The organism is Pseudomonas ekonensis (assembly GCF_019145435.1).
Taxonomy (GTDB): Bacteria; Pseudomonadota; Gammaproteobacteria; order Pseudomonadales; family Pseudomonadaceae; genus Aquipseudomonas; species Aquipseudomonas ekonensis.
The window spans coordinates 326,537-338,601 of the sequence record NZ_JAHSTS010000003.1 but is presented as its reverse complement, the minus strand read 5'-3'; the positions used below and the strand labels follow the sequence as shown (position 1 = coordinate 338,601).

Here is a 12,065-nt window from a genome sequence, read left to right as displayed (position 1 = left end):
CTTCTGCGCAAAAAAGCAAAACCCCGCCAAAAAAGACGGGGTTCTTACCGGGCCTCGATGGGTTGAGGCGTGTCCGGACACTATCACAGCTCAAAAAATATACAAGCCACCCAAGGCCGCCGGTCAGGCCCGGGCCTTGCGGGCCACCGCCTGTGCGCAGATCGCCCGGCGGCGCTCGTCGTCCGCCGAGCGCCATTCGCGGATGTCTTCGACATGGCGGAAGCAGCCCAGGCAGACCTTCTGCTCATCCAGCCGGCAGACGCCGCTGCACGGCGAAGGCACCGCCGGGCTGACGTTGCTGTAGAGCGGCTTGGCGGGCCGGATCTCGGTGCTCATCTCAGATCTCGTCGAAGTCGAGCTTCTCGCCGGCACGCTCCCAGACGATGCGTTCGAGCATTTCGCCCAGCAGCTCTTCGGTCTTCTCGCACACCCACTTGCCGGCCTGCTCGTCGTAGTCGAAGTGGAAACCGCCGGAGCGGTCGGCCAGCCACAACTGACGCAGCGGCTCCTGGCGGCTGAAGATCAGCTGGCTGCCGTTGTCGAACTTGACGGTCAGCACACCGGCCGAGTTCTCCATGTCCAGGTCCAGGCCGCTGTCGTCGAAGATGTCCTCCAGCGCCTGCTGGGTGGCATCGACCAGATCGTGGAAACGGGCTTCGGACAGACTCATTGCGGCAACCTCGGGAAATGACGGATCAGGCTCAAGGGCCGCAAGATACGAGCGACGGCGCCCGATTGCAAAGAATAACGACCGGGCGCCGCCCTGTCGGATGCGCCGGCCCCTTCGCGGGCAAGCCCGCTCCCACAATGTTTGCGGCGGCCACAGACTCTGCACTCGCCCCCGCCCCTGCGGGAGCGGGCTTGCCCCGGGCGGCGATCCGACGAAGGCGTCAGCCGGTGCGCCGCAGGAGTCGCTTGCGCCGCCGGAACAGGCCCCGCCGGACGGGAACCCCGTCGCATAGGCAATCCGCCGGGTCGCCGGTATACTCCGGCGCAATTAACGCATTTTCAAGGATTTCGCCATGAAGCGCCTGATCTCTTCCCTCGCGGCGCTCGTCGCGGTTGCCTGCCTCGTCTCGGCCTGCGGTCAAAAAGGCCCGCTGTACCTGCCAGACGAAGATCAGGATCCGACCGAGCAAGCCAAGTCGTCGCAGCACCAGCCTGCTTCCAAGGCACACAAGCACGACGTCTACTAAGGGATCGCCATGGACGCTTTCAACTACCGTGGCGGGGAGCTGTTCGCGGAAGGTGTGGCGCTGTCCGCCGTCGCCGACCGCTTCGGCACGCCGACCTACGTCTACTCCCGCGCCCACATCGAGGCCCGGTACCGGGCCTACGCCGATGCGCTGGCCGGCATGCCGCACCTGGTCTGCTTCGCGGTCAAGGCCAACTCCAACCTCGGTGTGCTGAACGTCCTGGCCCGTCTCGGCGCCGGTTTCGACATCGTCTCCCGCGGTGAGCTGGAACGCGTGCTGGCCGCCGGCGGCAGCGCCGACAAGATCGTGTTCTCCGGCGTCGGCAAGACCCGCGACGACATGCGCCGCGCCCTGGAAGTCGGCGTGCACTGCTTCAACATCGAGTCCACCGACGAGCTGGAGCGCCTCCAGGCCGTGGCCGCCGAGCTGGGCGTCCGCGCGCCGGTCTCGCTGCGCGTGAACCCGGACGTCGATGCCGGCACCCACCCGTACATCTCCACCGGCCTCAAAGAGAACAAGTTCGGCATCGCCATCGCCGATGCCGAAGACGTGTACGTGCGCGCCGCGCACCTGCCGAACCTGGACGTGATCGGCGTCGATTGCCACATCGGCTCGCAGCTGACCACCCTGGCGCCGTTCCTCGACGCCCTCGACCGCGTGCTGGACCTGGTCGACCGCCTCGGCGACTGCGGCATCCACCTGCACCACATCGACCTGGGCGGCGGCCTCGGCGTGCGCTACCGCGACGAAGAGCCGCCGCTGGCCGGCGACTACGTCAAGGCCGTGCGCGAACGCCTCGCCGGCCGCGACCTGGCGCTGATGTTCGAGCCGGGCCGCTACATCGTCGCCAACGCCGGCGTCCTGCTGACCCGTGTCGAGTACCTCAAGCACACCGGGCACAAAGACTTCGCCATCGTCGACGCGGCCATGAACGACCTGATCCGCCCGGCCCTGTACGAGGCCTGGATGGACATCGCCGCCGTGCGCCCGCGCGACACCGCGGCGCGGACCTACGACGTGGTCGGGCCGATCTGCGAGACCGGCGACTTCCTGGCCAAGGAACGCGAACTGGCCCTCGAAGAGGGTGACCTGCTGGCCGTGCATTCGGCCGGTGCCTATGGCTTCGTGATGAGCTCCAACTACAACACCCGCGGCCGCGCCGCCGAGGTGCTGGTGGACGGTGATTCAGTTTTCGAAGTGCGCCGCCGCGAAACCGTGGCCGAGCTGTATGCCGGCGAAAGCCTGCTGCCGGAGTGACCCCATGCTGCTGCGTTTTACCAAGATGCACGGCCTGGGCAACGACTTCATGGTCCTCGACCTGGTCAGCCAGCACGCGCACATTCAGCCCAAACACGCCAAACAGTGGGGCGACCGCCACACCGGCATCGGTTTCGATCAACTGCTGATCGTCGAGGCGCCCAGCAACCCGGACGTGGACTTCCGTTACCGGATCTTCAACTCCGACGGCTCGGAAGTGGAACAGTGCGGCAACGGCGCCCGCTGCTTCGCCCGCTTCGTGCTCGACAAGCGCCTGACCGCCAAGCGTCGGATCCGCGTCGAGACCAAGGGCGGCATCATCGAGCTGGACGTGCGCAACGACGGCCAGATCGGCGTGAACATGGGCGCCCCGCGCCTGGTGCCGGCCGACATTCCGTTCGATGCGCCGGCCCAGGCCCAAAGCTATCCGCTGCAGGTCGACGGCGTCACCGTCGACATCGCCGCCGTGTCGATGGGCAACCCGCATGCCGTGCTGCGCGTGGATGACATCCACAGCGCACCGGTGCATGAGCTGGGGCCGAAGATCGAACACCACCCGCGCTTTCCGGCGCGGGTCAACGTCGGCTTCCTCCAGGTCATCGACCGCCACCGCGCGCAGTTGCGCGTCTGGGAGCGCGGCGCCGGGGAAACCCAGGCCTGCGGCACCGGCGCCTGCGCCGCTGCCGTGGCCGCGATCAGCCAGGGGTGGATGGATTCGCCGCTGTCGATCGACCTGCCGGGCGGGCGCCTGTCCATCGAATGGGCAGGCCCCGGCCAACCGGTGCTGATGACCGGTCCGGCAGTGCGTGTATACGAAGGACAAGTGCGTCTTTGAGCGAGCAGAAGCCATGACCGACAAGCCTCAAGCCCCCGCCAGACCGTCCGCCGGATCCGCCGCCGAATACATGGAGGCGGCCGCCGTCGCCGCCTACCTGGAGGCCCATCCGGACTTCTTCGCCGAACACGAGGAACTGCTGCCGTCCCTGCGCATCCCCCACCGGCGTGGCGACACCGTGTCGCTGGTCGAGCGCCAGATGGCGATCCTGCGCGAGCGCAACATCGAGATGCGCCATCGCCTCTCGCACCTGATGGACGTCGCCCGGGACAACGACCGGCTGTTCGAGAAGACCCGGCGCCTGATCCTCGCGCTGATGGACGCCGCGACCCTCGAGGACGTGGTGATCAGCGTCGAGGACAGCCTGCGCCAGGATTTCCAGGTGCCGTTCGTGAGCCTGATCCTGCTCGGCGACAACCCGGCCCCGGTGGGCCGCTGGGTGACCCACGCCGACGCGCAGACCGCCATCGGCGGCCTGCTCACCGAAGGCAAGAGCGTCAGCGGCAGCCTGCGCGAGCATGAGCTGGACTTCCTGTTCGGCGAAGAGCAGCGCAAGCAGATCGGCTCCACCGCCGTGGTCGCCGTCAGCCACCAGGGCATCCACGGCATCCTCGCCATCGCCAGCCGCGATCCGCAGCACTACAAGAGTTCGGTGGGCACGCTGTTCTTGAGCTACATCGCCGAAGTCATGGGCCGCGTGCTGCCACGGGTCAACAGTTCCCTGCGCAAGGTGCGCTGAACATGGAACGGCAACTGGACGCTTACTGCGAACACCTGCGCAGTGAGCGGCAGGTGTCGCCGCATACCCTGTCGGCCTACCGCCGCGACCTCGACAAGGTGCTCGGCTGGTGCGCCAGGCAGAACATCGGCAGTTGGCAGGCGCTGGACATCCAGCGCCTGCGCAGCCTGATCGCCCGCCTCCACGCCCAAGGACAGTCCTCGCGCAGCCTCGCCCGCCTGCTCTCGGCGGTGCGCGGGCTCTATCACTTCCTCAACCGTGAAGGCCTCTGCGACCACGACCCGGCCACCGGCCTGACGCCCCCCAAGGGCGAGCGCCGCCTGCCCAAGACCCTCGACACCGACCGGGCGCTGCAACTGCTCGAAGGCGCGGTGGAGGACGACTTCATGGCGCGCCGGGACCAGGCGATCCTGGAACTGTTCTATTCCTCCGGTCTGCGCCTGTCGGAGCTGACGGGCCTGAACCTCGACCAGCTCGACCTCGCCGACGGCATGGTCCAGGTGCTCGGCAAGGGCAGCAAGACCCGCCTGCTGCCGGTGGGCGCCAAGGCCCGCGAAGCGCTGGAGCATTGGTTGCCGCTGCGCGCCCTGGCCAATCCGGCGGACGACGCCGTGTTCGTCAGCCAGCAGGGCCGGCGCCTCGGCCCCCGGGCGATCCAGGTGCGGGTCAAGCTCGCCGGCGAACGGGAACTGGGGCAGAACCTGCATCCGCACATGCTGCGGCATTCCTTCGCCAGCCACCTGCTGGAGTCTTCGCAGGACCTGCGCGCCGTGCAGGAACTGCTCGGCCACTCGGACATCAAGACCACCCAGATCTATACCCACCTGGACTTCCAGCACCTGGCGGCGGTCTACGACAGCGCCCATCCACGGGCCAAACGCACCAAAGGCGAGGATTCATGAGCATCCAGTTGATCACGTTCGACCTCGACGACACCCTGTGGGACACCGCGCCGGTGATCCTCAGCGCCGAAGCGGTGCTGCGCCAATGGCTGGGCGAACATGCGCCGAACCTGGGCGCGGTGCCGGTGGAGCACCTGTGGGCCATCCGCGAACGGGTGCTGGCCGGCGAGCCCGGGCTCAAGCACCGCATCAGCGCGCTGCGCCGGCGGGTGCTGTTCCACGCGCTGGAAGAGGCCGGCTACGCCCATGGCGAGGCCTCGGACCTGGCGGACAGGAGCTTCGAGGTGTTCCTGCACGCACGGCACCAGATCGAGGTGTTCCCCGAGGTCGAGCCGGTGCTGGAGATCCTCGCCAACCACTATGCCCTGGGCGTGGTCACCAACGGCAACGCCGACGTGCGCCGGCTGGGGCTGGCCGACTACTTCAAGTTCGCCCTGTGCGCCGAAGACATCGGCATCGCCAAACCGGACGCCCGGCTGTTCCACGAGGCCTTGCAGCGGGGCGGCGCGAGCGCCGAGGCGGCGGTGCACATCGGCGACCATCCGGGGGACGACATCGCCGGGGCGCAGCAGGCCGGGCTGCGGGCGATCTGGTTCAACCCGGCGGGCAAGGCCTGGGAAGCGGAGCGCCTGCCGGACGCCGAGATCCGCAGCCTGACCGACTTGCCGGCCGTGCTCGCGCGCTGGAATGCCCTCTCCCGCTGACGCCATGCCCGCGTAGGAGCCAGCCCTTTCAGCCGCCCATGAAAAAGCCCGCAGCGACGGCGGGCTTTTTCGGCAAGCGGGCGACGCGCCTCAGATAGGGCGGCTGCCGTACTTGTTGTCGGGCTTCTTGGGCGGGTCGGCGACCACATTGGCCTCCACCTCCACCACTTTGCCGCCACGGGCAAGGAATTCTTCCATGGCCTTGGCCAGGGCATCGCGTTCCTTGTTCTTGGCTTCCATGCTCGGCAGCTCGTCGACCGAGACCGCAGCCTTGGCCTTGCCTTTAGCGGCCGGGGCAGGTGCATCGCCGCCGTCATCGCTGTCCTCGGCGACATCGTCGGCCGCCGCTTCCAGACCTTCTTCGGTATCGTCTTCGTCGCCTACTTCGAGGTCGTCGTTTTCCAGATCATCGTCGCTCATGTTCTACCTCATGACTTGCGAAAAGCAGATTAGTTATAGACCAGCTTAGGCAACTGTCGAAAGTCGCCGGAAAAAATCATCCGCCGCTGCTGACCAGCGGCTCATGCCCCTTCACCGTGCAGGGTGGCGAGGACTTTGCGGGCACCGCCATGATCGCGGTGCTCCCCCAGGTAAACGCCTTGCCAGGTGCCCAGCGCCAGCTTTCCCGCCGAAACCGGCAGGCTCAACTGACAGCCCAGCACGCTGGCCTTGAAGTGCGCCGGGAGGTCGTCCAGGCCTTCGTCGTTGTGCTCATAGCCGTCCGTTCCTTGTGGGGCCAGACGATTGAAAAACCGTTCGAAGTCGCGACGTACCGCCGGATCGGCGTTCTCGTTGACAGTCAACGACGCCGAGGTGTGCTGCAGCCACAGATGCAACAGACCGACCTTGCATGCCTTGAGTCCGGGCAGGCCGGCCAGCAACTCGTCCGTCACCAGATGAAAGCCCCGGGGCCGTGCCCGCAGGGTTATCAGAGTCTGTTGCCACATACAGTTCTCCGCACGTTCGGGGCGCATTCTAGCGCGCTCTGGAAAAAAACAAAGGCCCTAATATTCCTTCAGCGGTGTAAGCCATTGGCCGCATAAACACCCCCGCCTGCGACAGCGCCGAAGCCATGTGCGAAAACCTTCCGGCGGTATCGCAGATGACAAATTCCGGACAAAAAAATGCCCGGCGAACCGGGCAGTTTTTTCATGGCGCCGGCTTACAGGTTGTAGCCGCGCTCGTTGTGCTGAGCCAGATCCAGGCCCACCGACTCTTCCTCGTCGGTCACGCGCAGACCCATCACGGCGTCCAGCACCTTGAGGATGACGAAGGTGGCGACCGCGGTGTAGATCACCGTGAACCCGACGCCCTTGCACTGGATCCAGACCTGCGCCGCGATGTCGGTGACGGTGCCGAAACCGCCCAGCGACGGCGCGGCGAACACGCCCGTGAGGATCGCGCCGAGGATGCCGCCGATGCCGTGCACGCCGAAGGCGTCCAGGGAGTCGTCATAACCGAGCTTGCGCTTCAGGCTGGTGGCGCAGAAGTAGCAGACCACGCCCGCCGCCAGGCCGATCACCAGCGCGCCCATCGGGCCGACGGTGCCGGCGGCCGGCGTGATCGCCACCAGGCCGGCCACCACGCCCGAGGCGATGCCCAGTGCGCTCGGTTTGCCGTGGGTGATCCACTCGGCGAACATCCAGCCCAGCGCCGCGGCGGCGGTGGCGATCTGGGTGACCAGCATCGCCATGCCGGCGGTGCCGTTGGCGGCGGCGGCGGAGCCGGCGTTGAAGCCGAACCAGCCGATCCACAGCATCGCCGCGCCCATCAGGGTGTAACCCAGGTTGTGCGGCGCCATCGGGGTGGTCGGGAAGCCTTTGCGCTTGCCCAGCACCAGGCAGGCGATCAGGCCGGCCACACCGGCGTTGATGTGCACCACGGTGCCGCCGGCGAAGTCGAGCACGCCCCAGTCCCACATCAGGCCGCCGTTGCCGGACCAGACCATGTGCGCGATCGGCGCATAGACGACGGTGAACCAGATGCCCATGAACACCAGCATGGCGGAGAACTTCATCCGCTCGGCGAACGCACCGACGATCAGCGCCGGGGTGATGATCGCGAAGGTCATCTGGAAGGTGACGAACACCGCCTCGGGGAACAGCGCCGCCGGGCCGGTCAGGCTGGCCGGGGTGATGCCGGCGAGGAACGCCTTGCCGAAGCCGCCGACGAAGGAGTTGAAGTTGACGACGCCCTGCTCCATGCCGGTGGTGTCGAACGCGATGCTGTAGCCGTAGATGACCCACAGGACGCTGATCAGGCCGGTGATGGCGAAGCACTGCATCATCACGGAAAGGATGTTTTTCGAACGGACCATGCCGCCGTAGAACAGCGCGAGGCCGGGGATGGTCATGAACAGCACGAGGGCCGTGGAGGTGAGCATCCAGGCCGTGTCGCCGGAATTGAGGACCGGGGCCGCCGCTTCGTCTGCCGCCATGGCCAGGCCGGGCATTACGATAGGCAACAGGGCTCCTAGCCCTGCGAATTTACGCAGAGTCATTTTGTTTTCTCCTGGGGCGTTGGGTTTGTGGCGGCTTAGATGGCGTCGGTATCGGTTTCGCCGGTACGGATGCGGATCGCCTGTTCCAGATTGACCACGAAGATCTTGCCGTCACCGATCTTGCCGGTGTTGGCGGCCTTGGTGATCGCCTCGATGACCCGATCAAGGTCCTTGTCGTCGATGGCGACGTCGATCTTCACCTTGGGCAGGAAATCGACCACGTATTCCGCGCCGCGGTACAGCTCGGTGTGACCCTTCTGCCGGCCGAAGCCTTTGACTTCAGTGACGGTAATGCCCTGCACGCCGATTTCGGACAGCGACTCGCGCACGTCGTCCAGCTTGAACGGCTTGATGATGGCAGTGACTAGCTTCATGAAACTCTCTCCCGAATTGGTGGACTTGCCCCAGGAAAACAAACCCGACTCAAGTCTAAGCGCAGTGCCTGGCTTTGTAACGCATCGTCGGCCCTGCCGGCCCGACCGACGCCAGCTAACCGCATCAGACGAAACTCCCCGCTCCGCCTGCCGCACTGCATTCATCACAGCGACTGCATCAGTGCATGGGTCACCACCGACTAAGCAGAAAGCTTGCCACCTTGCCAAAACCCACTGATTTCAATCCCTTGGCCGCGTCGGCAGTGGCCATCACTAAAATGGCACCCGGGATACGCACAACAACGGTGCGCCGCCGTCCGGCGGCCTGCGCGAAAAGCGTGCATCCCTGCCGGCGCCAATGACTATAGACACTGCGTGATACACTGCCGGCCATTGTTTCCAGGACATTTCCCATGCTCGCGCCCAAAGACTTCCTCGACGCCCTGAGCGGCACCGCCTCCCGTCTGTTCAGCGGCGACACGCCCTTGCCCAAAGCCGAAATCGAAAGCCAGTTCAAGATGCTGATGCAGAGCGCCTTCAGCAAACTGGACCTGGTGAGCCGCGAAGAGTTCGACAGTCAGATGGTGGTGCTGGCCCGCACCCGCGCCCGCCTCGAAAGTCTCGAGGCGAAAGTCGCGGAGCTTGAGGCCAAGCTGAACCCGCCGGCCGAGTGAGGCCGCAGCCTGCCGGGCTGCGGTTCGGCAGCCCATGAAAAACCCCACGCCTTGCGGTGTGGGGTTCGCGTATCCGGTGAAGGCGTCCCGCGCCTCAGGCGCCGCGCTTGACCACCCGCCGGTGGCAATCGGCCGGGGACAGCACCTTGCCCGACCTTGAGCGGACCGCAATGGTCTCGATCGGCTCCGACAGTTCGTCGTCCAGCAGCACCGAATGGCACTCGCCTTCCTTGAAGAGGAAGCGCTCCCCCCACTGGCGCAGGCTGACCACGATGGGAAACACGGAGCGCCCCATCTCGGTCAGCACGTATTCCTTGTAGGCACTGCCGTCGGACGCCGGCCGCACCTCGAACACGCCCAACTCGACCAGCATCTTGAGCTTGACCGTGAGGATGTTGCGGGCCAGGCCCAGGCGTTTCTGGAATTCCGTGAACCGGCGGACATCGTCGAAGGCGTCGCGGATGATCATCAGCGCCCACCGGTCGCCGATGGCTTCGAGCGTGCGGGCCACGGGGCATTCGCTTTGCGCCAGTTGCTGCTGTCTGGCCATGGGTCTCCGGATTCAATCGACAAAGGGACAAAAGACGCCGCTGGCGTCAGAGGAACGTGCTTCACACAACTGGTTGCATATTAAAACCTGATTGGGTAAAAATCCACGCATCGGTTTTGTTTCGAAACCACATCAGCTCAAGGATGGATGTCGCGATGCCGGATCCTCAAACGCCCTCGACAACGGATCTCGAGGCCGCTGCCCCGGCCTGTCGGGAACGCCCGGCGCCGACGCCCGGCCGCTACCGGACGCTGCTGTTCGCCATCACCTGCGCCATGGCGGTGGCCAACGTGTATTTCGCCCAGCCGCTGCTGGAGTCCATGGCCGCGAGCCTAGCGGTCGCGCCCGGCGCCATCGGCGTCGTGGTGACCGCCACCCAGGCCGGTTACGCGGTGGGGCTGCTGTTCATCGTGCCGCTGGGCGATCTGCTGAACCGCAAGCGACTCATCCTGACGCAGTTGCTGATGTCCGCCGTCGCCCTGTGCGCGGTCGGCCTGTCGCAGGACTGGCTCACGCTGCTCGGCGCGATGGTGCTGGTGGGCCTGATGGCCGTGGTGGTGCAGGTGGTGGTCGCCTACGCCGCCGCCCTGGCCAGCCCGGAACAGCGTGGCCAGGCCATCGGCACCGTCACCAGCGGCGTGGTGCTGGGCATTCTGCTGGCCCGTTTCGTCTCCGGCGCCGTGGCGGACCTGGCGGGTTGGCGCGGTGTGTATTTCGTCTCGGCCGCCCTGATGGCCGGCATGGCGCTGGTGCTGCAGCGCACCCTGCCGGCGTCCGCCACGCCGTCGGCCGCCGGCAGCTACCGGCAGTTGCTGCGCTCGGTCTTGCGGCTGTACCTGAGCGAACGCACGCTGCGCGTCAGGGGCACCTTCGCCCTGCTCATCTTCGCCGCCTTCAGCGTGCTGTGGACCTCGATGGTGCTGCCGCTGAGCGCACCGCCGCTGTCGCTGTCGCACACCCAGATCGGCCTGTTCGGCCTGGCCGGTGTCGCCGGCGCCCTGGCCGCCGCCAAGGCGGGGCAACTGGCCGACCGGGGCCTGGGCAACCGCACCACCGGTATCGCCCTGGCGCTGCTGACCTTGTCCTGGCTGCCCAGCGCTTTCGTCGAAAGCTCCCTGCTGGCCATGGTCATCGGCGTGGTGCTGCTGGACTTCGCCGTGCAGGCGGTGCACGTGACCAACCAGAGCCTGATCTTCGCCGCCCGGCCCGACGCGCAAAGCCGCCTGGCGGGTGCCTACATGTGCTTCTACTCGGTCGGCAGCGGCCTGGGCGCCGCCGCGGCCACCTACACCTACGCCCACGGCGGCTGGATGAGCGTGTGCTTGCTCGGCGCCGCCATCAGCGGCGTCGCGCTGCTGTACTGGGCATGCCTGAACCTTGAGTCCGCAGCGCGATGAACCCCCTCCTCCTGAAAGCGAACCGACCATGAAACCACTGCACGTAGCGTTGGCCGTACTGATCACGGCCATCTGGGGCATCAACTTCTCGGTGATCAAACTGGGACTGGCCACCGTCGACCCGTTCATATTGGCGGGCATCCGCTTCAGTCTCTGCGCGCTGCCGGCGATCTTCTTCATCCGCAGGCCCGCCGTGCCCTGGCGCTACCTCATCGGCTACGGGCTGGTGTTCGGCATCGGCTTGTGGGGCGTGGTCAACCTGGGCATCAAGGCCGGGCTCTCGGCGGGCATCGCCTCGCTGGTGCTGCAGTTCAGCGCGTTCTTCACCCTCCTGCTGGGCGGCTGGGTATTCCGCGAAGCCCTGACCCGCTTCCAGGTGCTGGGCATGCTGATCGCGCTCGCCGGGCTGCTGTGCATCATCAGGATCAGTGACGGCTCGGTCAGCCTGACGGGCGTCGTGCTGGTGCTGGCGGGCGCGGCGTCGTGGAGCGTCGCCAACCTCATCAACAAGAAAGCCAACACCCGGGACGTGTTCGGTTTCCTGGTGTGGTCCAGCGCCTTCGCGCCGATCCCGCTGTTCGCCCTCGACTACGCCGTCAACGGCAGCGCCGGCTACAGCGCGTTCGTCCAGCAGGTCGACACCACCGCCGTACTGTCGATCCTGTTCCAGGTCTACCCCAACACGCTGTTCGCCTATTGGATCTGGAACTCGCTGCTCAAGACCTATCCGGTGTCCACGGTGGCGCCGCTGTCGCTGCTGGTGCCGATCTTCGGCATGCTCGGCTCGGTCGTGGCGTTCAACGAAAGCGTGCCGCTGAACAAGGTGCTGACGGTGATCCTGATCGTCCTCGGCCTCGTCGTCGGCCTTTACGGGCAGCGCATCCGCAATGCTGTGCCGGCGCGTCCTGCGCGCACTTCGGGCTGAAGCGGCAGGCGT

General features: G+C 66.4%; 16 protein-coding genes. 9 read left to right on the top strand and 7 right to left on the bottom strand.

Annotated features, from left to right (window positions below):
- Positions 1–123: 123 nt before the first annotated feature.
- Together KVG96_RS25510 and cyaY are read right to left on the bottom strand one after the other, a co-directional pair.
- Positions 124–336 carry a DUF1289 domain-containing protein gene (locus KVG96_RS25510; RefSeq protein WP_085581164.1) on the bottom strand — a complete coding sequence of 71 codons (213 nt, stop codon included), beginning with the start codon at positions 334–336 and terminating at the stop codon, positions 124–126.
- A gap of 1 nt (position 337) precedes the next feature.
- Entirely contained in the window at positions 338–670 is a 333-nt protein-coding gene (cyaY, locus tag KVG96_RS25505; RefSeq protein ID WP_217894499.1) for an iron donor protein CyaY, read from the bottom strand.
- A 352-nt stretch (positions 671–1,022) separates the two neighbouring features.
- Between cyaY and lptM the strand changes: the two genes are divergently transcribed.
- From lptM to KVG96_RS25475, 6 genes are read left to right on the top strand one after another with little or no spacing between them, the layout of a single operon-like run.
- On the top strand, positions 1,023–1,196 hold the full coding sequence (gene lptM / locus KVG96_RS25500) for an LPS translocon maturation chaperone LptM (protein ID WP_085630167.1): 174 nt from the start codon (positions 1,023–1,025) through the stop codon (positions 1,194–1,196).
- A 9-nt stretch (positions 1,197–1,205) separates the two neighbouring features.
- Positions 1,206–2,453, top strand: a complete 1,248-nt coding sequence (lysA, locus tag KVG96_RS25495) for a diaminopimelate decarboxylase (protein WP_217894498.1) — start codon at positions 1,206–1,208, stop codon at positions 2,451–2,453.
- Positions 2,454–2,457: 4 nt separating this feature from the next.
- The gene (gene dapF, locus KVG96_RS25490; RefSeq protein WP_217894497.1) at positions 2,458–3,288 is read left to right on the top strand and encodes a diaminopimelate epimerase; all 831 of its coding nucleotides are present in this window, start codon (positions 2,458–2,460) and stop codon (positions 3,286–3,288) included.
- Between the two features lie 13 nt (positions 3,289–3,301).
- The gene (locus tag KVG96_RS25485) at positions 3,302–4,027 is read left to right on the top strand and encodes a DUF484 family protein (protein ID WP_217894496.1); all 726 of its coding nucleotides are present in this window, start codon (positions 3,302–3,304) and stop codon (positions 4,025–4,027) included.
- Between the two features lie 2 nt (positions 4,028–4,029).
- Positions 4,030–4,929 carry a tyrosine recombinase XerC gene (xerC, locus tag KVG96_RS25480; RefSeq protein WP_217894495.1) on the top strand — a complete coding sequence of 300 codons (900 nt, stop codon included), beginning with the start codon at positions 4,030–4,032 and terminating at the stop codon, positions 4,927–4,929.
- Positions 4,926–5,633 carry an HAD family hydrolase gene (locus KVG96_RS25475; protein ID WP_217894494.1) on the top strand — a complete coding sequence of 236 codons (708 nt, stop codon included), beginning with the start codon at positions 4,926–4,928 and terminating at the stop codon, positions 5,631–5,633. Before xerC ends, KVG96_RS25475 begins: the two co-directional genes overlap by 4 nt.
- A 90-nt stretch (positions 5,634–5,723) precedes the next feature.
- Here KVG96_RS25475 and sutA read toward each other — a convergent pair whose 3' ends face one another.
- The 4 genes from sutA to glnK form a co-directional block, all read right to left on the bottom strand.
- Positions 5,724–6,053, bottom strand: a complete 330-nt coding sequence (sutA, locus tag KVG96_RS25470) for a dormancy-specific transcriptional regulator SutA (protein ID WP_085581184.1) — start codon at positions 6,051–6,053, stop codon at positions 5,724–5,726.
- A gap of 101 nt (positions 6,054–6,154) precedes the next feature.
- Positions 6,155–6,580, bottom strand: a complete 426-nt coding sequence (locus KVG96_RS25465; RefSeq protein WP_217894493.1) for a secondary thiamine-phosphate synthase enzyme YjbQ — start codon at positions 6,578–6,580, stop codon at positions 6,155–6,157.
- Between the two features lie 215 nt (positions 6,581–6,795).
- The gene (locus tag KVG96_RS25460) at positions 6,796–8,133 is read right to left on the bottom strand and encodes an ammonium transporter (RefSeq protein WP_085581189.1); all 1,338 of its coding nucleotides are present in this window, start codon (positions 8,131–8,133) and stop codon (positions 6,796–6,798) included.
- Positions 8,134–8,168: 35 nt separating this feature from the next.
- The gene (glnK, locus tag KVG96_RS25455; RefSeq protein ID WP_002555808.1) at positions 8,169–8,507 is read right to left on the bottom strand and encodes a P-II family nitrogen regulator; all 339 of its coding nucleotides are present in this window, start codon (positions 8,505–8,507) and stop codon (positions 8,169–8,171) included.
- 413 nt (positions 8,508–8,920) lie between these two features.
- On the opposite strand from glnK, the gene KVG96_RS25450 reads away from it, so the two are divergent.
- Entirely contained in the window at positions 8,921–9,181 is a 261-nt protein-coding gene (locus tag KVG96_RS25450) for an accessory factor UbiK family protein (RefSeq protein ID WP_085581192.1), read from the top strand.
- Positions 9,182–9,275: 94 nt separating this feature from the next.
- On the opposite strand, the gene KVG96_RS25445 is transcribed toward KVG96_RS25450, so the two are convergent.
- Entirely contained in the window at positions 9,276–9,731 is a 456-nt protein-coding gene (locus tag KVG96_RS25445; protein WP_217894492.1) for a winged helix-turn-helix transcriptional regulator, read from the bottom strand.
- A gap of 155 nt (positions 9,732–9,886) precedes the next feature.
- Between KVG96_RS25445 and KVG96_RS25440 the strand changes: the two genes are divergently transcribed.
- Positions 9,887–11,128 carry an MFS transporter gene (locus KVG96_RS25440; protein ID WP_225927568.1) on the top strand — a complete coding sequence of 414 codons (1,242 nt, stop codon included), beginning with the start codon at positions 9,887–9,889 and terminating at the stop codon, positions 11,126–11,128.
- Between the two features lie 28 nt (positions 11,129–11,156).
- A complete protein-coding gene (locus KVG96_RS25435) occupies positions 11,157–12,053 on the top strand; it encodes an EamA family transporter (protein ID WP_217894490.1) in 897 nt (298 codons plus the stop codon).
- Positions 12,054–12,065 lie beyond the last annotated feature (12 nt).